Annotated in this window: 21 protein-coding genes; 17 read left to right on the top strand and 4 right to left on the bottom strand. The window is 42.4% G+C overall.

Annotation, left to right across the window (positions count from 1 at the left end; genetic code table 11):
* Positions 1-41: 41 nt before the first annotated feature.
* From FKN93_RS08770 to FKN93_RS08730, 9 genes are all read left to right on the top strand, one after another.
* On the top strand, positions 42-329 hold the full coding sequence (locus tag FKN93_RS08770) for a hypothetical protein (RefSeq protein WP_170904916.1): 288 nt from the start codon (positions 42-44) through the stop codon (positions 327-329).
* Between the two features lie 175 nt (positions 330-504).
* Entirely contained in the window at positions 505-1,179 is a 675-nt protein-coding gene (locus FKN93_RS08765; RefSeq protein ID WP_170904915.1) for a YjbF family lipoprotein, read from the top strand.
* 3 nt (positions 1,180-1,182) lie between these two features.
* Complete coding sequence (locus FKN93_RS08760) at positions 1,183-2,007, top strand: capsule biosynthesis GfcC D2 domain-containing protein (RefSeq protein ID WP_170904914.1); 825 nt, start codon at positions 1,183-1,185, stop codon at positions 2,005-2,007.
* Positions 2,008-2,009: 2 nt separating this feature from the next.
* Entirely contained in the window at positions 2,010-4,172 is a 2,163-nt protein-coding gene (locus FKN93_RS08755) for a YjbH domain-containing protein (RefSeq protein ID WP_170904913.1), read from the top strand.
* Between the two features lie 167 nt (positions 4,173-4,339).
* Positions 4,340-5,917 carry a hypothetical protein gene (locus tag FKN93_RS08750; RefSeq protein ID WP_170904912.1) on the top strand — a complete coding sequence of 526 codons (1,578 nt, stop codon included), beginning with the start codon at positions 4,340-4,342 and terminating at the stop codon, positions 5,915-5,917.
* 118 nt (positions 5,918-6,035) lie between these two features.
* Positions 6,036-6,977, top strand: coding sequence for an ADP-glyceromanno-heptose 6-epimerase (gene rfaD, locus FKN93_RS08745; protein WP_170904911.1), 942 nt, complete (start codon positions 6,036-6,038; stop codon positions 6,975-6,977).
* 22 nt (positions 6,978-6,999) lie between these two features.
* A complete protein-coding gene (locus FKN93_RS08740) occupies positions 7,000-8,166 on the top strand; it encodes a nucleotide sugar dehydrogenase (protein ID WP_170904910.1) in 1,167 nt (388 codons plus the stop codon).
* A 207-nt stretch (positions 8,167-8,373) separates the two neighbouring features.
* On the top strand, positions 8,374-9,339 hold the full coding sequence (gene lpxM / locus FKN93_RS08735; RefSeq protein ID WP_170904909.1) for a lauroyl-Kdo(2)-lipid IV(A) myristoyltransferase: 966 nt from the start codon (positions 8,374-8,376) through the stop codon (positions 9,337-9,339).
* Between the two features lie 3 nt (positions 9,340-9,342).
* The gene (locus FKN93_RS08730; protein WP_170904908.1) at positions 9,343-10,512 is read left to right on the top strand and encodes an O-antigen ligase family protein; all 1,170 of its coding nucleotides are present in this window, start codon (positions 9,343-9,345) and stop codon (positions 10,510-10,512) included.
* Positions 10,513-10,617: 105 nt separating this feature from the next.
* Here the strand turns inward: FKN93_RS08730 and FKN93_RS08725 are convergent, their stop codons facing one another.
* Together FKN93_RS08725 and FKN93_RS08720 are read right to left on the bottom strand one after the other, a co-directional pair.
* Positions 10,618-11,616 (bottom strand): WavE lipopolysaccharide synthesis family protein, encoded by a 999-nt coding sequence (locus FKN93_RS08725; RefSeq protein WP_170904907.1) that lies wholly within the window; start codon positions 11,614-11,616, stop codon positions 10,618-10,620.
* Positions 11,606-12,724: a glycosyltransferase gene (locus tag FKN93_RS08720; protein WP_170904906.1), complete on the bottom strand. Its 1,119-nt coding sequence runs from the start codon at positions 12,722-12,724 to the stop codon at positions 11,606-11,608. The genes FKN93_RS08725 and FKN93_RS08720 overlap by 11 nt, the downstream gene beginning before the upstream one ends.
* Positions 12,725-12,811: 87 nt before the next feature.
* On the opposite strand from FKN93_RS08720, the gene FKN93_RS08715 reads away from it, so the two are divergent.
* Genes FKN93_RS08715 through waaA form a run of 5 tightly spaced genes read left to right on the top strand, consistent with a single transcriptional unit; the run spans position 12,812 to position 17,830 of the window.
* A complete protein-coding gene (locus FKN93_RS08715; protein ID WP_170904905.1) occupies positions 12,812-13,195 on the top strand; it encodes an HAD hydrolase family protein in 384 nt (127 codons plus the stop codon).
* Positions 13,186-14,760: a phosphotransferase gene (locus FKN93_RS08710; RefSeq protein WP_170904904.1), complete on the top strand. Its 1,575-nt coding sequence runs from the start codon at positions 13,186-13,188 to the stop codon at positions 14,758-14,760. Before FKN93_RS08715 ends, FKN93_RS08710 begins: the two co-directional genes overlap by 10 nt.
* The gene (locus FKN93_RS08705; RefSeq protein ID WP_170904903.1) at positions 14,760-15,497 is read left to right on the top strand and encodes a glycosyltransferase family 2 protein; all 738 of its coding nucleotides are present in this window, start codon (positions 14,760-14,762) and stop codon (positions 15,495-15,497) included. The genes FKN93_RS08710 and FKN93_RS08705 overlap by 1 nt, the downstream gene beginning before the upstream one ends.
* Positions 15,498-15,513: 16 nt before the next feature.
* On the top strand, positions 15,514-16,563 hold the full coding sequence (waaF, locus tag FKN93_RS08700) for a lipopolysaccharide heptosyltransferase II (RefSeq protein WP_158137622.1): 1,050 nt from the start codon (positions 15,514-15,516) through the stop codon (positions 16,561-16,563).
* Position 16,564: 1 nt separating this feature from the next.
* Positions 16,565-17,830, top strand: a complete 1,266-nt coding sequence (waaA, locus tag FKN93_RS08695; RefSeq protein ID WP_170904902.1) for a lipid IV(A) 3-deoxy-D-manno-octulosonic acid transferase — start codon at positions 16,565-16,567, stop codon at positions 17,828-17,830.
* On the opposite strand, the gene FKN93_RS08690 is transcribed toward waaA, so the two are convergent.
* Complete coding sequence (locus tag FKN93_RS08690) at positions 17,827-18,531, bottom strand: 3-deoxy-D-manno-octulosonic acid kinase (RefSeq protein WP_170904941.1); 705 nt, start codon at positions 18,529-18,531, stop codon at positions 17,827-17,829. The genes waaA and FKN93_RS08690 overlap by 4 nt on opposite strands.
* A 21-nt stretch (positions 18,532-18,552) precedes the next feature.
* Positions 18,553-18,939 carry a diacylglycerol kinase gene (locus tag FKN93_RS08685; protein WP_170904901.1) on the bottom strand — a complete coding sequence of 129 codons (387 nt, stop codon included), beginning with the start codon at positions 18,937-18,939 and terminating at the stop codon, positions 18,553-18,555.
* A 100-nt stretch (positions 18,940-19,039) separates the two neighbouring features.
* Here FKN93_RS08685 and FKN93_RS08680 point away from each other — a divergent pair, with 100 nt between their 5' ends.
* Genes FKN93_RS08680 through FKN93_RS08670 form a run of 3 tightly spaced genes read left to right on the top strand, consistent with a single transcriptional unit; the run spans position 19,040 to position 21,925 of the window.
* Complete coding sequence (locus FKN93_RS08680) at positions 19,040-20,095, top strand: glycosyltransferase family 9 protein (protein WP_170904900.1); 1,056 nt, start codon at positions 19,040-19,042, stop codon at positions 20,093-20,095.
* On the top strand, positions 20,088-20,879 hold the full coding sequence (locus FKN93_RS08675) for a glycosyltransferase family 2 protein (RefSeq protein ID WP_170904899.1): 792 nt from the start codon (positions 20,088-20,090) through the stop codon (positions 20,877-20,879). Before FKN93_RS08680 ends, FKN93_RS08675 begins: the two co-directional genes overlap by 8 nt.
* Positions 20,876-21,925, top strand: a complete 1,050-nt coding sequence (locus FKN93_RS08670; RefSeq protein ID WP_170904898.1) for a glycosyltransferase family 4 protein — start codon at positions 20,876-20,878, stop codon at positions 21,923-21,925. The genes FKN93_RS08675 and FKN93_RS08670 overlap by 4 nt, the downstream gene beginning before the upstream one ends.
* The last annotated feature ends 38 nt before the right edge of the window (positions 21,926-21,963 follow it).

Below are 21,963 nucleotides of genomic sequence, written 5' to 3'. Positions count from 1 at the left end.
ATCGATGTTATTTTAACCATTAAAGATCCATGGAGAAACTTATGAAAAAAACAGCAATGGTTTTGCTGGCAACATTTGCAATGGCACAAGGTGCAATTGCAGCTGAAACAGTAGGAGCCGTAGGCGGCACAACAGGGACAACCACAACAGCAACGACAGCAACCGCAGGCGCGGGTTCTGCAGGCGCAGCAGCTGGTAGCGCAGCAGCGGCTGGCGGCGTGGCAGCAAGCACGGCAGCAGCAGTAATGGCAGCAGCAGTAGCAGTCGCCGCTGTTGCAGCAAGCGATAACGATACTGTTACGACTACGTCTTTGGTTAAACCAAAATAACGAATTTAGTTCGTATAGCATCATTCAAAGCCGCTTGACGCGGCTTTTTTATACATAAATTCATTCAACTTTACTTAGATATGTATAAGCTATATGACTTTCCCTCTGATATTGTTGATTAACTCACCATATTATCGTTATTCTCTATCAACTTGCCTGTCTTAAGGATTGTGATATGCGCTTAGCCCATCACGGCTTGCTTATTGTTACGCTTGCGCTCAGCGGCTGTGCGCCGCAAACTCAACATATTTCAGAAACACTCTCAGTAGCCCTATTTGGGGTCAGTGATGAACGCGCTACCGTGGATTACGCCCAAACGCTGCCTTATGCGTCTTTATTTGCTAGCTTAGATAACGCGCCTCATGCTTTGTTAGTGTTAGCTTGGGATGAGCCCGGTCAACATAACGCGCTGGCTTTAAAATGGATTTCTGCTCAGCAAGAGCTCATTGTTACTGAAGCTGGGCGGATTACCAAAACGGTTAATGTGGTGGTCGGTAATATTCAGCACCTCTACGCCAATCAACCCGACCCACTGAGTCAAAATCTATTGCTCGATAGCACACCGAAAACTTGGCGTTATCAATTGAGCTGGCAAGATACTCAGCGCCATCAGCAACCCGCGGTTTCGACGTTTATTATTCATCCGCAACAAGAAAAAACCTTACCTAATGGCACTCAATCACTGATTTGGGTCGAGGAGCAAATTTCATTGCCACTGACCAAGCAACGCTATACCAATCACTATTGGCTCGACCCAACGAACGGCAAAGTGATTGCCAGTGAACAGCGTTTGGGACCAAACGGGTCTCAACTGGCCTTATCCATTGCTAAACCTTTTGCAGGAGAATAAACCATGCGCTTTGCGTTATTGTTCGTGCCATTCTGGCTTCTGGTTAGTCAATCTAGCTTGGCAAGCACACCGGTTTCTCATCCTATATCAGGCTCTCGTAGCAATGATTCAACCTTTAGCGCACAAGTGGCGATCTCAACCGCTCCACCGATGCTTAATTTGGTTGCTGAAGGTCCCGTACGTTTAGAGGCGATGATGATGGAGGCGCTGCACGCCCAGCAACCCATCTTAAGTACCTTACGGGTCGATTGGCAACGCGCTGCCCTATTTACGCTCAATGCGCCTTTTACTCATCAAGCGCAAGTATTAAAACAACTAGCCCTGCAACAAGACAATATCTCGGCGGATCAAGCCCGAGCTTGGGAGCAATTGCGCAGCCAATTACAACGCCGTGAATTTGCTCAGCGTGAGTTTATCCCTCTTGATCCGGATATGATTCGTGTTGTTGATCGACATAATCCATTATTGAAGGGACATTTTGCTCTTCACTTACCGCTGCTCAGCGACCAAACGAATGTTTCAGTATGGGGAGCAGTTAACGAGCCAACCCGTTTTGAATGGCAAGCCAATTTCAGTGCTAAAGATTATGCCCAGCAAGCACAGTGGATAAACCCGATATTAAGTACTGTAGTAGTGATTCAGCCGAACGGCGATGTGCAATCTCACCCGGTTGGCTATTGGCACTCGCAGTCTCTACCCGTTCAACCTGGTGCGATTATCTACGTTCCCTTCACACGCAGCCTGCTCGCTTCTCTGTCACGCTCAGAGTTAGAGCAAACCAATCAGCAAGTGGTTGAATTGCTTCGCCACCTTTTGCCCAATGAGTAACCATGATGATGTTAACTAACGGTTTCTTTAAATATTTAAGCTACACCGGTGTCTTATTGCTGGCCCTCCCCGCCACCGCACATCAGTATACACAATCGAATTTTGGTGGCACTGGATTAATGCAAATGCCCAGCGCGCGCATGCAGCCGGAAGGGGAATTTAGCGTTGGCTTTAACCATAACGATGTCTATGATTTCTATACCGTTTCTGTCCAGCTTTTTCCATGGTTAGAAACCACCGCTCGTTACGCCCAAGCGCACGACCTGTTGTATAGCGAAGACCCCTCTTTTAGCGGCAATACCAAATACACCGATAAATCGTTTGATATGAAGGTGCGCCTGCTAGAAGAGAGCTATTGGCTACCTCAAATTTCCGTTGGCTTTCAAGATTTTGCAGGTACAGGACTGTTCGATGGTGAATACCTAGCAGCCAGTAAACGCTGGGGACCACTTGATTTCACTCTTGGGGTGGGCTGGGGCTATCTTGGTAATCGAGCGAATTTACGTGGCGATAAATCGTTATCTGTAGACTGTGGCCGAGACACTAACTATAAAGCGAATGGGGGCAGTTTTGATGTAGAACGCATGTTTACCGGCTGCATGGCTCTGTTTGGTGGCATTGAATATCAGACTCCTTATCAGCCGTTGACCTTAAAAATCGAATACGATGGTAATGATTATCGCAGTGATTTTCCGGTTGAAAGAGGCAAAACCTCAATGATCCAATCAACGCCATGGAATGTTGGGCTTAATTATGCGATGACCGATTGGGCCAGTGTGCGCCTTAGTTATGAGCGCGGTAATACGGTTAATCTAGGGGTTAGGCTGCACAGCAATTTCTCTTATATTAAACCATTGTGGCTTGATGAACCTAAACCCGCTTATCAACCAAATCAACCTCGCACTCAGCTCAGCAATGAAGAGTGGCAAGCCTTGACCGAAGAAGTGGCTCAAGTTGCCGGTTATCAATCGGTAAGGCTCTACCAAAGTGATAACGCGGTGACAGTGACAGGCGAGCAAAAGCGCTATCGAGATCGCCAAGAAGCTCATGAACGAGTGGCGCGCGTTGTGCTTAATAGTGGCATTGATACCGATGAACTGCTGATCATTGAAACGCGTAATCAACAGCCATTAACTGAAGTCGTCATTAACCGTGAGCAAGCTCATCAAGTGCTGAACCAAGCCTATATTGGTAGCCATATTGGTGATGCCAGCACACTGCAAGAGCCGTCGCCGATTGTCGGCGAACAACATACGCATCAAGATAAAGCATGGGACTTTGGACTCGCGCCAGTATTGCAACAATCGTTTGGTGGCTCTGAAAATTTTTATCTGTATGCGATTGGTGTGCGCGCCGATGCCAGTTGGCGCTTAAATGATCACTGGCTACTGTCTGGCAGCTTATACGGCAATATTTACGATAACTACGACAAATTTAACTATACCGTGCCACCCGATGGTACCGATTTAAAACGCGTTCGCACGCTCAGTCGAGAGTATTTAGAAGACACGATACGAGTTAACCATGCTCAGTTAACTTACTTTGATAACTTAGGTCGTGGTGTGTATAACCAGTTCTATGGTGGTTATTTAGAAAACATGTTTGCTGGTGTCGGAACCGAATGGCTCTATCGACCACTTAATGACAACTGGGCATTTGGGGTTGATATTAACTACGTCGCACAGCGGGAAGCGGGATCCGCCTTTGGGATTTACCGTGATGAAACTCATTACGATAAAACATTTGACCGAGACTATCGAGTGCAAACCGGTACTGCCACTGGCCATGCCACATTATATTGGCAGCCGCAATTTTGGTCGTTACTGGATAACAGCTTATTAAAAATCAGTGCTGGACGTTATTTGGCAGAAGATATTGGCGTGACCGTCGAGTTTTCAAAACAGTTTGCCAGTGGCGTGATTGTCGGCGCTTTCGCGGCAAAAACCGACCTCTCTGCTGATGAATTTGGTGAAGGGAGCTTTACTAAAGGCTTTTATATCTCAGTCCCACTAGAAATGATGACCGCTAAACATAATACCAACCGCGCGGCGATCAGTTGGATGCCAATTCAACGCGATGGTGGGCAAATGCTCGGTCGCCAACATAGTTTATTTGGTATGACTGACGCAAGAAGCCCGTGGTATGAAAAGCCGGTGAGTCGATAGAAGGTTCTAGGTTCTAGGTTCTAGGTTCTAGGGTTGCTTTTCCTAGGACCTACTTTTCCTAGAGCTTAGGTCCTAGGCCCTAAGCTCTTTTCATGGCCCGATTTTTGCTTTATTTTCATCAATGAGATTCAGCAACGTCAATTGGCGACATTCAGAGACTTCATACGATGCAAAAACAAATTATAACCAGCGCTATCGCCCTTACCCTATTCGGCTGTGGCGGCGGAGAGAGCGGCAACTCGGGCAACCCAACGCCACCACCGGTAAAAAATTATACGATTAGTTTTTTGGGTACTCAGACCGTAACTGCAACTAAAGCTACTACTGATAATTGCCAACTATTTGAAGATATTCCAGAGAGAGATGAGAAAATTATCGCTTATCGCACCCAGCCAACAGATCTCCCTAGAGTACAATACGAGGTATTCATTCATTATGCTGATGGTAGCCTACGCAAGCACTATCGAGGCAGTGATTTAAACACTACACAATTACAATTTGCCCAAAATGAAATCCCCAATGATGGGTATTTGAGTTTTGCAATCTTTGAGCCTTTACGTCCAGAAGCTAACGTAACTACCTTCTCAAAATCTGTATTACCCGATTCTTTTGCTGTCTATACCGAAGGGAATATCGCTACATGCTTAACCGGAACTAATCCTCAAGTTAAATCCGTTGGTGGCTTTATCGACCCGATTATTTCTCCCCCATCCCCTTTTTATTCCGGTTTTAATACTGTTTATCAAACTCTGGATAACCTAACTCAACAATACAAACAGAACGTTACTGGTACTACAGAAATTAACTTTGATTCGCAAGTTCGTACTTTATTAGCAATGCAATATAAGACTGATAGTGAAGGCTCTAAACTGAAGCAGCCTATTGGCTTTAAGTTTACGGCTTTTGATAATAGAGGAAAAAGAGGAGCGGAATTAAAGCTTGATCCTGTCGAGTTGCAAGGTTCTCATTGGTCAATAGACAGTCATTTGAATATTGAAAATGCATTTTTATTTGTTAATGGTCAACAAATCTTATCCAGCGCTAATTATGCTTATTTATGGCAACCACTGATCATTAATCATGAAACCATAAATTCGACATTCAGCTACGCTCTCTCAGGTTCTGCCCCTAACTCTGAGGTTAAGAAGATTGGTGATGACAATTACTATCTCTATTTAGAAGGCCAAGAAGACCCTAATGGTAATCCTCTCTACTGGGGGCTGCAACACGTCGCTCAAGGTACTACTAATCAAGGTACTAGTCTCAGAGCCGATAAAGTATTAGATCCACTACCAATGGCGAACACTCCAACTTTAGGGAGTTGTTTAACTCATTCTACTCATCAGTGCCTAACTATCAATAAAGGTAATCTATTGCCTAATGATGGAATTCAACGGATATTTTTAAGTGCAGATTCCATATCTGATGACGAAGGCTCACTAAGACAAGTATTCTATACGCCCATCAAGGCGACAGTACCGATGTTAAAATTCGACCGCTCGTATACAGATAATGGTTTAGCGCAAAAAACTACGAGTGTATCTTTTGTTGTCAGTCAATCTCCTGAAGTTCGCGAGGCGTTTTTATATCAACATCAAGAGTTAGATCCTAGAAAAATAAAATCTTCAGATGTCTCAATAGACGCTATTCCACTACTCAAAAATATCGCGGCCCAGCAGGATTTCCAAGATAAGCTCAAGCGTCATCCTTATACTTGGGTATGGCTAAAGACCGATGGGAGTTGAGGGTTAGGTTCTAGGTTCTAGGGCCTATGAACCTAGGTCCTAGATTCCTAAACCTTCCCCACCTCCCCCTTTCCTGCTACTATTTTGTGAGACTTTTTAGCATAAGGTAGAACAGGTTATGATCATCGTCACTGGCGGTGCTGGCATGATTGGCAGCAATATTATCAAGGCCCTGAATGAACGCGGCATTAATGATATCTTAGTGGTAGACCATTTGAAAAATGGCCGTAAGTTCAAAAACTTAGTCGACTTAAACATTGCCGACTATATGGATCGTGATGATTTTCTGACCCAGATTATGGCCGGGGATGATTTCGGGCATATTGACGCCGTATTTCATGAAGGTGCGTGCTCTGCGACGACCGAGTGGGATGGCAAATATGTGATGCTCAATAACTATGAATACTCTAAAGAGCTACTGCATTACTGCCTCGACCGTGAAATCCCCTTCCTTTATGCTTCCTCGGCGGCCACCTATGGCGATACCGATACCTTTATTGAAGAACCCCAATATGAAGGTGCATTAAACGTTTACGGTTATTCCAAGCAGCAATTTGATAACTATGTCCGCCGCCTATGGCAAGACGCTGCCGAGCATAAAGAGAAGCTCTCGCAAATCACCGGTTTTCGTTACTTTAACGTCTATGGCCCACGTGAGCAGCACAAAGGTTCAATGGCCTCGGTCGCTTTTCACTTAAACAATCAAATGAACGCTGGGGAAAATCCAAAACTGTTTGCGGGTAGCGAACACTTTAAACGCGATTTTGTTTATGTCGGCGACGTTGCAGCGGTCAATTTATGGTTTATGGACAGTGGCGTATCAGGCATTTTTAACTGCGGTACCGGTAACGCTGAATCTTTCAACGAAGTCGCCAAGGCCGTCATTAAGCATCATGGAAAAGGGCAAGTAGAAACCATTCCCTTCCCTGAGCATCTAAAAGGCGCTTACCAAGAATATACGCAAGCAGATTTAACCAAATTACGCGCCGCAGGTTGTGATATAACGTTCAAAACCGTTGCTGAAGGTGTCGCTGAGTATATGGCAATCATTAATCATTAATTTGTTGAGAGAGGATGATACTGTGAAAATAGCCGTTGCAGGAACAGGCTACGTGGGCTTATCAAACGCCATGTTGCTCGCTCAACACAATCAGGTAGTTGCCGTTGATATCATTGAAGAAAAAGTCGCGATGCTTAACCAAAAGCAATCGCCCATTGTTGACCACGAAATTGAGGATTTCCTGCGTAACAAAAATCTTAATTTTGTTGCCACTCTTGATAAAGTCGAAGCTTATCAAGACGCTGATTTTGTGATTATTGCCACGCCAACAGATTATGACCCAACGACCAACTACTTCAATACCGCCTCTGTTGAAGCGGTGATTCGTGATGTGATGGCGATAAATCCTAATGCGGTGATGGTCATTAAATCTACCGTTCCGGTTGGTTATACAGAGCAAGCTAAACAGCAGTTCCAGTGTGAGAACATTCTCTTTTCGCCTGAATTTTTGCGTGAAGGAAAAGCCTTATACGATAATTTGTATCCCTCTCGCATTATTGTCGGTGAGCAGAGTGAGCGGGCGCAGGTGTTTGCCAATCTATTATTGGCAGGAGCGATCAAAGATCAGGTTCCTGTATTGTTGACCAACTCCACCGAAGCCGAAGCGGTAAAATTGTTCTCCAACACCTATCTGGCGATGCGTGTGGCTTATTTTAATGAACTCGATACTTATGCTGAAGTGCATGGCTTAGATAGCCGACAAATTATTGAAGGGGTTGGATTGGATCCGCGAATTGGTAACCACTACAACAACCCTTCATTTGGCTATGGCGGCTATTGTCTACCCAAAGATACCAAACAGCTCTTAGCCAATTATCAAGCGGTACCGAATAATATTATTGGCGCGATTGTCGATGCCAACCGTACTCGCAAAGACTTTATTGCTGATTCAATACTAAAACGTAATCCCAAGGTGGTTGGTATCTATCGGCTGATCATGAAAACAGGATCGGATAATTTCCGCGCTTCAAGTATTCAAGGGATCATGAAACGCTTAAAAGCCAAAGGAATTGAAGTGATTGTCTATGAGCCGGTACTCAAAGAGAGTCATTTCTTCCATTCACAAGTGATCAACGATTTAAATGCGTTTAAGCAAGCGGCTGATGTGATTGTCTCTAACCGTATGACCGATGATCTTAAAGATTGTGCTAGTAAAGTGTATACCCGTGATTTGTTCGGAAGTGATTAGTCTCTAGTGCTATTTAGCCTCTACTTCTACTCTTGCATAGTCGTGGTGCAACAATTGCGCCGCGACCATCACGGCGCCTTTTATATCGTAACGTTATAGAGAGCATTGCCTATCATTTTGTTAGATTGTTTCTGTTCCGTACTGTAGGGAGCTGCTATACTTTTCTGATAATTCAAACAATATTCTCGTTTTTATACTGGGTAGTTTATGTCTTTACCGCGCAATGACTTTGATCAATACGCCTATAATCCAACGTTTCAATGGCGTTTTTTTCACCCTCGTTACTGGGGTACGTGGCTAGCGATCCTCATCGCTTGTCTGATCAGTTTTCTACCTACCAGCTTTAAACGTACCATCGCCCACGGACTTGCTCGTTTGGCCGTTAACGTGAAAAGTAAAGCCAATAACCGCGCCAGAGTGAATTTGGCGATGTGCTTTCCAGATAAAACGGAGTCTGAACGTGAAGCTATTCTGAGCAAAATGTACGTCACTTCAACGATGTTTTTGATGAGTTTTGCTTCGACAACACTCAGAAGTAAACAGTGGCTAGAAAAACAAACGACCGTGCGTGGTTTGGAGCATGTTGAACAGGTACTAGCAAAGGGTGAGAACGTGATTCTTCTCGTCCCCCACACTTGGTCAATTGATATTCCGGCCATTTTGCTTGCTTCACGTGGATTACCAGTTTCAGCAATGGCAAAAAGCCAGAGCAATCTACTCTCCGATTGGTTGATGCATAAACAGCGTGTGCAATACGGTGGGCGAGTTTACGATCGTAGCGTCGGCATTAAGCCATTTATAAAGTCGGTTCGTAAAGACGGTTATTTAGGCTACTACTTACCCGATGAAGATTTAGGCCGTGAGCACAGTGTGTTTGTCGATTTTTTTGCCACTCAAAAAGCGACCATTGCTGGGCTGGGCCGCATATCAAGCCTTAGTAAAGCGAAAATTGTTCCTCTTTTCGCGATGTTTAACACTGACACCGGGAGTTATGAACTGGATTTTTATCCCCCCCTGCCATTCCCAACAGGTGATGAACAACAAGACGCACGAATGATGAATGAGTGTATTGAAGCGTATGTCACCGAACGTCCAGAGCAATATATGTGGATTTTACGTTTGTTAAAAACACGCCCTGATTCAGATATTAATCCTTATAATTCATCGGTTTAAACTATGAAAATAATGAAAGCATATATTGTTCAAACTTTGATATTTTCACCTTATCTATTTTTAATGGCGGGCATTAATTTCATTCCTAATGGTGATAAGAAAATGGTTATTTTCTGTCTCCTAGCTATTATAATATCGATAATTTTCTATAATATTAAACATCTAAAAGAAAACATTAAAAATCCCGTATTATGGATATGTGCTCTATTAGCTATTTATCTTTCTATTTCGTATTCAATACAAGATGGAAGTCCGAGTTTATTGCGGGCTTTTCTCTCTGCGGTTTTAGTTATGTTTTTCATACCACCACTATCAAATAAAAACTTACTTTTTTTAGCAACCCTTGGGGCCGGATGTCTATTTTTTAATAGTGTGTATCAATCTTTTTATCTAGATCACTCACGTTCAGCAGGGTTGGTCAATGTTATACCATACGCAACATTTTGCTCTACACTATTTCTAATTGGTATTTATTTTATAATAAAAGATCATGATAAAAAACAAACATCTCTAGCAATAATAATTATTATATTATCAACTACATCTATTATTTTAAGTTTATCTAGAGGTGTTTGGCTTGCATTAGTAGTAGCGACTTTCGCTATGATTATATGTCAATTTTTAAGATCAAAGAAATTATGGAAGTATATTTCAATTATATTTATTAGTGGTATTAGTATTTTATACCTATTTAAAGAACCTATCTTAGATAGAGCACAAGAGACGATTAGTGAAATCCACGAAATACAAAAGGGAAATCTAAACACATCGATTGGTTTGAGATTACAAATGTGGAAAGCATCTTATTTCATTGCACAGGAAAACTTGTTGTTTGGTGTAGGAGGTCAACATCAATCGATTTTAAATAAACTATACGACACAGGAAAAGTCAGTAATGACCTATTAAAATTCCAACCTCAACATTATCACAATCAGCTAATTGACTTTATGGTTAAATACGGATTGATTGGTGTTTTCTTTATTATCTTATTATATTTATCACCGATTGTCACTAGTATCTATTATAAAAGTGACTATACCACATTAATAGTGGGCATCTCATCTTTATATTTTATTGCAGGTTTAACAGATGTGCCATTAAATCACAGTCAAACTATTTATATTTATATACTTTTTATGGTCCCCTTATCAAGCATGAGAAAAACCAGTTAAATATAAAAATTAAAAACGCCTCTCATTAAAAATAATGAGAGACCAACATTGGACTCAAAATCTATTATATTTACTAACAACCTATAGTTAGTCACATATAAAATCTCACCTAAATATATTTCCAAATTTTCTTTTCAGTATTTTAATTTTTGTTTGAGGTCGATGGGGGAAAATATATAAACAACGCATCATAAATAATTTTATGGCTTTCATAGTGTAGTTCTCTATTACCATACTAGGATCACAATGCCGCTGATACCATTTTTGCCACTCAAAGAACTGCACATGGGCAACCTTCCCACTGCGTCTTGATACCCTTGCTGTGCCTAAAAACTTTTGACACAGTCCCAATCCAATCCGACGTGGTGAGGCGACGATTAAATTATTAGCAACCACTTTTTCTGATTTTAATAATTTCTCTTGATTGTTATCGAGCAAGCTATTTAGAGCAAGACTTGAATCAAATTTTTGAATCGCTGCTAAAAATAGAGCCTGAGTACAATCAATCACAAAATCAGGAAAGCCGTTATTAATCGGCACCGCTTCGGTGGGTTGAAAGTCTTCAAATAAGGCAATATCCCATAAGGCCAGTACATCTTCCGTTCGTCCATAATAGAAGAAATCACTAATATGAAAAGCAACCGGAAACCCTTTCGCATAACGTCGAGTAAAAACATCGCTCACTACTACATGCTCTTTAAAAAAAGCGTACTCTTGAGAGCGCTTTCTATATTGCTGTTGCAGCTCAACAAAATGATTACCGGTTAAATAATTATCACTTCTTAATTTAACTGCGTAGGGGGTCACGACTTGCTCAAGACCCGCTTTTGATGACACGATTTGCCGATTATTATTATAAGCTTGAGGTTTTCCTTGAATCGTAAATTGACGTATATTGATGCCTGGATCGTCAGAGATAACTAATCTATCATAGTCTAACCCCGTCAGATCTTGGTTAGGCCATGTCGACAGAATAATCTTCGCTCCAGGTAAATGCTCTCGCACTGAACTTACACATTTATGTGTAATATTTGGCTCCTGAGGCCGATCTTGAAAAGTTTGTACAGGGCCTTGTACTACAACAGTAATATCACTAAAGTCCATCACGCATTCTCTCACTTAACTCTTCGTATCTTTTACCAATGGAACGATAATCCAAAAAGTTAATATCTTCTACACTAACTTCTGGTAGATTATCTAGAATTTCATCGATTTTCCTTGCTAATGTATCAATATCTCGACGCGGTACTACACAATGTTGTAAACGATGGCCTAATATCTCTCTAACTCCGCCAACATCTGTGGCCACTACTGGAGTTCCAATAGCGATACTCTCAATAATAACGGTAGGTAATCCCTCAACATCTGAACTTAATACATATAAGCTAGCTTGTTTAAAATACGGTAATAAGTTATCACAAAAACCCCAAAATATTACTTTATCTTGGATACCAAGATCGACGGCAAATTTTTTTAGTTCTTTTAATTTTCTTCCTTCACCAAAAATTACTAAAGGAAGATTTTGCTTTGTTTTAGCATACGCTTTTAATAATATATCAAATCGTTTTGTATGATCTGGGCGACCTGCTGCCATAATAAATTTTTCAGGTACATTTTTTGTTATTCCTTTTTTAGCCTTACTGATCATTCTATCAAAGTCAAAACCATTGTATATAGTTTCAATACTACGAGGCTTAACATCCATTTTTTCAATTATATCATAGCTAGCTGAATTAGATACTGTTAACAAATTCTTATTGTCATATACTGACTGATATAATAATTTATATAACGGTTTAGTTAACCAACTCCTACGAGATAGGAAGTTCTCATATTTACAACTATGTAACACAATAAAATGAGGAAGTTTTAAACATCTAAAATTAATACTAACAGCTCCATGAACAAAGATACAATCATAACCTTTAAACAATTGTTTATTTTTATCTATAATTATCCCACTGGTTAAATACTCAAAAACATGTCGACCTATAAAATTCTTTAAAAGTCTAAACAATAAATTTTTAATTTTTGATTGGAATATATTCTTCCTATTAATGTGTTTTTGATGACTATCTAGAGGCAGATGTGAAAGATCGGTAAAAAAAACATCTACTTGATGACCTTTTTCTCTAAGGTAATTTATAACATCTTGAGTCACAATATAAATGCTTGTTGTGTTACTTCCCGTTATAATAAAAGCAATTTTCATTTTTACGATTGTCCACTCTCTAATTACTACAAAAAACGCCAGACGAATGCTATCATAACTTTACCTAAAACAACTATTACGTTTAATATGAAAAGGCTGATTGTTGATCTCGATGGCACTATTACTAACGCAAATACCTCTGATTATCGTTGTGTTTCTCCTAATCTAGCAGTGATTGAACGCTTACGTGAATACCAAGCTCTCGGGTTTAGTATCACCATTTCCACCGCAAGAAATATGCGCACTTATGAGGGAAATGTCGGCAAAATCAATATCCATACTTTACCAATTATTACCGAATGGCTCGACAAACACCAAGTTCCGTATGATGAAATTCTGGTCGGCAAGCCGTGGTGTGGTCAAGAGGGTTTTTATATTGATGATCGCGCCATTCGCCCTTCTGAATTTGCCACTTTGAGTGTCGATGCTATTAATGATTTACTCAAAAAGGAACGCCACTCATGTTCCTAATTATGTCAGGTGCTTATGTAGGGCAAGATCTTCGTGCTGAATTTGGGATGATCCCGCCCGCCTTTCTTCCTTTAGGAAATCGACGACTTTTCCAGCACCAAGTCGCCCTAGTACCTAAAGGTAAACGAATTTATCTTTCTATCCCTCAGTCCTATCAGGTAGAAGCATTCGATAAACAATGGTTAACGGCGCACGACGTCGAATTATTAGCACTCCCTGACGATCTCTCTTTGGGCGAATCGCTAATGGCAGCTTTAGCCTTAACCTCTCAATCTTTTGATACGGATCTGAGCATTCTCTACGGTGATACATTACTGACACCTCCCACACAAAAAGACGTGATTACCATTGCTCAAGTGGATAGTGGTTATAACTGGGCAACGATTGATGAAAACAACTCCCAATGGCTAGCAACAGAAGACCGCGATTTGACGAGTCAGAGTCAGGTGGTTAGTGGCTTTTTTAACTTTTCATCACCGCGCACGTTAATCCGCTGTTTAAGTCAAACCCATTGGAACTTCTTACAAGCATTAAACGTTTACCACAAAACTCTCGGCATTCAAGTCCGTCAGTCTAATGATTGGCTCGATTTCGGCCATGTAAATACTTACTATCGCTCTAAAGCTGAATATACAACGCAAAGGGCGTTCAATGAACTCACGATAACCCCTGACTGGATAGAAAAAAGTAGTGTAAAAGAACATAAAATCATGGCGGAATCGCTTTGGTTTCAACAGGTACCGAATACGCTAAAACATTTTTCCCCACAGTTTCTGGGCGAAAGTACCAAGAATGGTAAAATGGCATATCGTTTAGAGTATCTGTATCACAATGCCTTAAATGAATTGTTTGTTTTTGCTCGCTTACCAGAAATGACATGGCGACAAATTTTACTGCAAATGCGTACTTTTCTTTCTGCCTGCCACTCAATAACGGCGCCTAAAAACGCGGTTGTCGATTCGTTAGAAACACTGTTTGCTAGCAAAACTGAGCAGAGATTGGCGCAGTTCTGCCAAGAACGACAATTCGATTGGACACACCCTTGGACTTATAATCAACACACACGCTTAAGTCTTAAGGCGTTACATGAGGCGTCTTTGCAGCACTTGCCAATAAGTCAAGTGGCGACCGTCATGCATGGTGATTTTTGCTTTAGTAATATTTTGTATGACTTTCGTAAAAATAGAATTAAAGTCATCGACCCTCGAGGCATGACGGCAGATAATCAACCTACTATTTATGGGCATGTCGAGTATGATATTGCTAAGGTTTGTCATTCAGTGATTGGTTTGTACGATTGGATCATTGCTGGGTATTATCGCGTGGATATCAATAAGTATACGATTGAGTTTTCACTGGCGGATACTGATCATCTCTCTACCGTACAGCAGCTCTTTTTGGACACACTCTGTGCCGACTACCAATTGACTCCTAAGACACTCTACGCGATGCAAATTCAATTGTTTTTATCGATGCTCCCCCTACATAGTGATGATCTTTCTCGACAAAACGCTTTATTGGCCAATGCGTTTCGACTTTATAACTGCATGTTAGAGGCAAAGTAATGATTGTGATCCCGATGGCTGGACTCAGTTCTCGCTTTTTTAAAGCTGGGTTTGATAAGCCCAAATATATGTTAGATGCTCATGGAAAAACTCTTTTTGAGCATGCTGTCAGTAGCTTTCAACATTACTTTCAAAGTGAACATTTTTTATTTATTGTCCGAGATGTCGACAATACGGTCGAATTTGTCAATCAACAGGCACAAACATTGGGCATTCGATCCTTTAGTGTCAAGTTGTTGACCCAAGAAACTCGGGGTCAAGCAGAAACGGTCTTTATCGGTATTGAGGGCGAGAGTGATCAAGCACAATCACTCACCATTTTTAATATCGATACCTTTAGACCGGGGTTTGTTTTTCCCACCGAACTCTCCCACTGGGATGGCTATCTGGAAGTCTTTGATGGCCAAGGTGACAATTGGTCGTTTGTTCGTCCAAAATCAGCGACTTCAACACAAGTCATTGAGACTGCAGAAAAAAGACCCATTTCACAACTTTGTTGCACAGGTCTCTATTACTTCGCATCACTGCAAGACTATCGCGATACTTATCAACATTATCTCGCTTTACCCCCAGAGCAGTGGGAAAAAGGCGAGCTTTATGTGGCTCCGTTATACAATTACTTGATTCAGCAAGGTAAACAGATCCATTACCACTTAATTGAACGCGATGAAGTTATTTTTTGTGGTGTTCCTGATGAGTACTATGCTTTCTTGAAGCAAGAGCCATCTGTAGTCTAAGGTTAACGCGAAAATTATGAATCGTATTCTAATCATTGGCCCATCTTGGGTGGGCGATATGGTGATGTCGCAATGTTTATATATCACCCTTAAACAGCAGTATCCGAATGCTTTGATTGATGTTATGGCTCCCGCGTGGTGTAAACCGATTTTAGAACGGATGCCTGAAGTCCATCGCGCATTAGAACTGCCTTTTGGCCATGGCGAATTTAATTTTTTTGCTCGTCGAGCTCTTGGGCTATCCCTACGTGGTCAATATGATCACGCCTACGTTCTACCTAATTCGGCTAAATCAGCTCTGATCGCTTGGTTTGCGCGTATCCCTGTACGTACAGGCTGGAAGGGAGAGATGCGCTATGGTCTTTTAAACGATCTTCGGAGCAATAAAAAGCAGTTCCAATATATGACCGAGCGTTATGTCGCACTGGCTTACGATAAATCAACCATGACTGGCTCTGATGCTTTAGGGGGTTTAGATAAGCTGCCAAAGCCTAAATTGACCATTACACCAGAGCAGCAGCAAACTACCGCTAGAAAGTTTTCTTTATCGCAAGGTGATACCGTTGGCCTTTGCCCTGGCGCCGAATTTGGCCCCGCCAAACAGTGGCCAACCGCTCATTACGCCCAAGTTGCCACCTATTTGCTGCAGCAAGGTAAGCAGGTATGGTTATTTGGTTCAGCAAAAGACAGCGTGACGACTCAAGCGATTATTGAACAGGTTCCGGAAATACTTAGAGCCAACTTGGTTGATTTGGCTGGAAAGACCAGCTTAATTGAAGCCGTTGACTTACTCTCTTGCTGCCAAACCGTGATTAGTAACGACTCGGGGTTAATGCACGTGGCTGGGGCTGCCGGCTGTCAGGTTATCGGTGTTTATGGCTCAACCTCCCCGCATTACACGCCTCCTTTAGCGAAGAAAAGTGCTATTGTCCATACAGACATAGAGTGTCGTCCTTGCTTTAAACGTGAATGCCCTTATGGCCATTTAAAGTGCCTAACTGAGTTAGCACCACAACAAGTGATTATGGCCTTGCAGACCTTTGAGTCGTCAAGTGTGGAGCTATAACGTGTTGATTCGCTGGCTATACAGTACACTGCTATTACTCGCAGCGCCTTTTATGCTTCGTTCATTGTATAAAAGTAAGCCAGGTAAACCACCTTTTGGTTCTCGTTGGCCAGAACATTTTGGGCGAACACCAAAACTCAATAGCTCAGAAAGTCCGATTTGGATTCATGCTGTATCCGTCGGTGAATCAATAGCCGCCACACCAATTATCCATGCGATTAAACAACATAATCCACAGCAATCGATCATTGTTACCACAACTACCAGTACCGGTGCGCAACAAATTGCCAAATTAGGCAATCTGGTTGAACATCGCTATATGCCGTTGGATTTTTCCTATTGTGTGCGTCGATTTTTAAACGTGGTCCAACCAAGTCAGCTGCTGATCATAGAAACGGAATTATGGCCGAATACCCTACGCTGTGTTGCTCAAAGATCGATTCCGATCACCGTAATTAATGCTCGTCTTTCTGAACGATCTTGTCAGCGATATCAACGATTTCAAGTGGTTTTTGATCAACTAGCGTCTCATATCACTAAGCTGTTATGCCAATACCCAAGTGACGCAGAACGCTTTTTACGATTAGGCGTTGCAAAAGAAAAAGTCATGGTCACGGGTTCAATAAAGTTTGATCTAAATATCAATCATGAGGTAATCCAAGCCGGTCAGCAGCTTCGTCAACAGTTGGGTCCACATCGCCCAATATGGATCGCCGCAAGTACCCACAAAGGTGAAGATGAACTTTGCTTGGTCACTCATCGGCAAGTATTGACTATTTACCCAGACGCTTTGCTGATCCTTGTACCACGCCACCCAGAACGTTTTGATACGGTCGCACAACTTTGTAGAGCTGAAGGTTTTACTTTAAGTCGACGAACAGAGCCAACAACCGTAAAGACTCAGATTTATCTTGGAGATACCATGGGTGAGATGCTGACCTTGATTGGTAGTGCGGATATTTGCTTTATGGCTGGGAGCTTATTGGGTAATAAAGTCGGAGGGCACAACCCGCTAGAACCAGCAGCGTTAGCAAAACCGATACTTAACGGTCCCAGTTATTATAATTTCAGTGAGGTGACAGAGGCTTTATTAACGGCGAATGCGCTACGCCTTTGCGCTTCCCCTCAAGAGATCGCTCACACCCTGATTGAGCTATTCAATCACCCTGATGCGGCACAGGCGCAGGGGCAAAAGGCCGCGCAAGTAGTCGCAGCCAATCGTGGCGCGCTAGAAAAAACCGTAGCGGTTATTTTCTCTACAAATTAAGAGACATAGCCCGCTAATAGTGATTGCCATTGCTGCGTTTGCCAGTGAATACCACATCGCTGCTGCTCTTTGTGAAAAGAGCGCAGCAAACGCTGTAAATTCGCTTCTTTCCAATGTTCACCGGGTTGCTGATGGCATTTATCAAAATCGATGATCCATACCTTGTCTTGATCATCGATTAAAATATTGTGAATGTTGAGATCGGTATGATTAACTTGGGCGCTATGTAACTTGGCAATCTGTTGACCTATTAAAAAATAATGTCGCTCGTCGAGCGGGTTCTCCTGCAAAATCGCCACTAGATCACGGGCATTGGTGATTTTTTCACTCAATAAATCGGCTTGATAAACCAGTCCGCGTTTAACCGCTCGCGCGGCTATTGGGCGGGGTACATTCACACCTTGTTGACGTAAATGTGCCAACAGATGAAATTCAGCATAGCTGCGCGTTTTATGCCATCCTTGAAACCAATATTGATCGCTAACTACCTTGCCAAATAATCCACCACGACGGTAATGACGCAACGCCGCCTCTATATGCTGCATAGCAACAAACCACGTCGTTCCTCGCCCCTTAGCACTGCCAATGATTTTTTGTTCAGCGTGCCAATAAGCCACATCAAAGAGATCGTGGAGTGGTTCACTAACCCATTGATCGTCATACCAAATCATTTGCTGCTTAAGCGAGCATTGCTTAATCATCATGAGTTATCCTTCATAGACTTATAAATAATGAGTATAGAGCAGCACCGTCCATATTAGTCCGGCTAGTAATAATGTCACCATTACCGCCGCAGAGCCGATATCTTTCGCACGTCCACTCAGCTCATGACGCTCAGAACCGACTCTATCCACCACCGCCTCAATCGCTGAGTTAAGCAATTCCACGATCAGCACTAATACCACGCTAGAGAACATCAATAATCGTTCCAATGCAGGTAAATCGAGCAAGCACAGAATCGCTCCAGCAATCACCAACAGTAGCAACTCTTGGCGAATAGCCGCTTCATGTTGAAAAGCTGCTTTTAACCCTTGCCATGAATAACCGGTCGCGTTGATGACGCGGCGTAATCCTGTTGCGCCAGGTTTTCCGCTAAAGGGAGGTTGCATGATGAATATCTCTCATTTTATGGTGGATTCAAAAAGGCTTATTTTACATTTATCGGCAGACTCTGCATAATTTAGGCTCATTAATGAGTGAGCTTTTTCCATGCCCCTGTTTTCTTCACCACCTCAGTCTGTCTGTTTTTTACGCCTTTCGGCGATAGGTGATGTCTGTCATGCCGTCGCCGCCGTTCAAGCTCTGCAAAAACACTGGCCAGACACCAAAGTGACTTGGATCATTGGCAAAGTTGAAGCCCAGTTATTGCAAGGCTTAAACAATATCGAGCTGATCATCTTCGATAAAAAAGCGGGCTTCGCCGGCATGAAAGCGGTTTGGCGACAGTTAAAAGGTCGACGATTTGATGCCCTTATCCATATGCAGCTTGCGCTGCGAGCCAGCTTACTGACGTTAGGGATTCACGCTCAATACAAAGTCGGCTTTCATCGCCAACGAGCGAAAGAAGGTCAGTGGTTATTTACGAACCGTAAAATTGCTGATCATCAATCTACTCACGTCTTAGACAGTTTTTTAGCCTTTGTTGAGTATCTCGGTGTACCTCGCACAGCCCCAACGTGGTCAATGCCGATTAGCGAGCCAGAACGAGCTTTTGCTCGTCAACAATTACACGATAAGCCAAGTGTGGTGATTTGTCCTGCTGCCAGTAAAGATGAACGAAATTGGTTAACCGAGCGTTATGCCCAATTTGCCGATTATGTCACCACTCAAGGTTATCAAGTGGTGCTATGCGGGTCGCCTGCACCACGAGAAGTTCAATTAGCAGCAACAATCTCAGAATTAATGACTCAGCCGGTCATCAATTTGGTAGGCAAAACCAGCTTAAAACAGTTAACTGCTGTACTGGGTGAAGCTAAGTTAGTACTTGCTCCTGATTCAGGGCCGGCTCATATTGCAACAACCCAAGGCACGCCTGTGTTAGGCTTGTATGCGCACAGTAACCCCAAACGCACAGGCCCTTATTTTAATATTGAGGATGTCGTCAGCGTCTATGAGGATAACGTGACTAAGCAACAGGCAAAACCTCTCAGTGAGCTGGCTTGGAGCACGCGGGCCAAAGGCACGGATTTGATGCAACAGATCACTGTATCTGTAGTGATTGAAAGATTTGAACATATGATGAAAGGTGTAGTACTTAATGACTAAATCCACTCCGACGTTGGCTGTCGCCTTAATCGTCAAAAATGAAGCAAAACATTTACAAGCTTGCCTCGAGACAGTCGCTGATTGGGTTGATGAGATTGTTATTCTTGATTCTGGTAGTGAGGACGCAACAGAATCGATTGCTCGTCGCTTTACTGACAAGTTCTTTGTGAACAAAGACTGGCAAGGCTTCGGACCTCAGCGCCGTTTAGCCCAATCCTACATAACTGCAGATTATGTACTATGGCTAGATGCCGATGAGCGAGTCACTCCAGAATTGAAAGCGAGTATTTTACAAGCCGTAAAACATGATAAACCCAACACTGTGTATCAGATCGATCGCTTAACTACGGCCTTTGGTAAACAAATTCATTATTCTGGCTGGTCACCTGATTGGGTTACTCGCCTTTATCGGACTCGTGAAACACAATATAACACGGCTTTAGTGCACGAAAGCGTTGAAATTCCCTCTCATCTAACACTCAAGTCTCTATCTGGTTATTTACAGCACTACACTTTTGAGTATCTACCACAATACACAGCAAAAACTCAGCATTATATGAAAGCGTGGGTTGATCAACGAGAAGGTAAAAAATCCGCAACCTTAACTGGCGCGGTATTACATGGCTTTTTCCGTTTTTTTAAAATGTATATTCTAAAACGTGGTTTTTTAGATGGGCGGCATGGACTATTACTGGCGATTTTAAGTGCTAACACCACATTTACTCGTTATGCAGACCTTTGGTTGCGTGATTATGTCCGCCAGCAAAAAAGAGAGCGCTCATGAAAATTTGTCATGTTAATCTCGCCTCTGGTTATCATGGTGGTGAGAATCAAACACTACTACTGATTCAACAGCAGATTAAGTTAGGTTACCAACTTACCGTTGTTGCTAACCCCAAAAGTCTTTTTTACTCACGAGTAAAAGAACTACCTTGTCGATTAATTGCTTGTAAACACTTTTTAACTCAGCACGGAAAAGCTATTACACAAGATTCAGATTTAATTCATGTACACGAAGGACGAGCGATTTATTGGGCTTGGTTACAATATCAGTTGTATAAAATACCCTATATCATCACTCGTCGAATTGATAATCCTCTCAGTGAACGATGGTTTGCAGCTCAAGCTTACTGCTCGGCTAGCGCATTAGTCGGGTTAAGTCAGGAAATTTGTCGACAAATTTTATTACGCTACCCGCTGAAAAAGGTGGTCACCATCCCAAGCTCACCAGTTCGTTATCCCATTAATCAGCAACAAGTCTCTCGTATTCGTGAACAATTTTCTCATCCATTCTTAGTTATTCATGCGGCGAATATGCTTCATCACAAAGGTTTTGATGTTACGCTTGCAGCCGCTCGCCTATTAATGGACTCAGAATCGGACATTCATTTCGCTTTGTTGGGAGATGGAAAAGAGCGTCCAGCATTAGAACAGCAAGCCAAAGGTTTAACAAATGTTCATTTCATGGGTAAGCAGAACAATATGGGTGATTGGTTTGCTGCTGCTGATATGCTTATCCATCCCTCTTACAGTGAAGGGTTAGGCTCTGTGATTTTAGAGGCAATGGGTAGTGGGTTACCTGTCGTGGGTAGTCGAGCCGGAGGGATCCCAGACATCATTGAAGACCGTGTTTCTGGCTTATTAATTACCCCCGGAGATGCCCAAGAATTAGCGCAGGCTATTTTGCAAGTTCGTCATGATCCAAATCTTGTTGACGTATTAACCATTGGACGAGAGAAAAAGTTACGCGATTTTCAGATTGAACAAACTGCACAGCGTTATCACACGCTCTACTCAGAAATAATGAAAAGCAATGCTTGCTGTTCATAAAAACTGAAAGTTAACGAAAATAAAGCGGACACCATAAA

This window comes from Vibrio sp. A8-1, assembly GCF_013048685.1.
In the GTDB taxonomy this organism is placed as follows: domain Bacteria; phylum Pseudomonadota; class Gammaproteobacteria; order Enterobacterales; family Vibrionaceae; genus Vibrio; species Vibrio metschnikovii.
The sequence above is the reverse complement of the archived record's forward strand: the minus strand, read 5'-3'. Positions and strand labels throughout refer to the sequence as shown.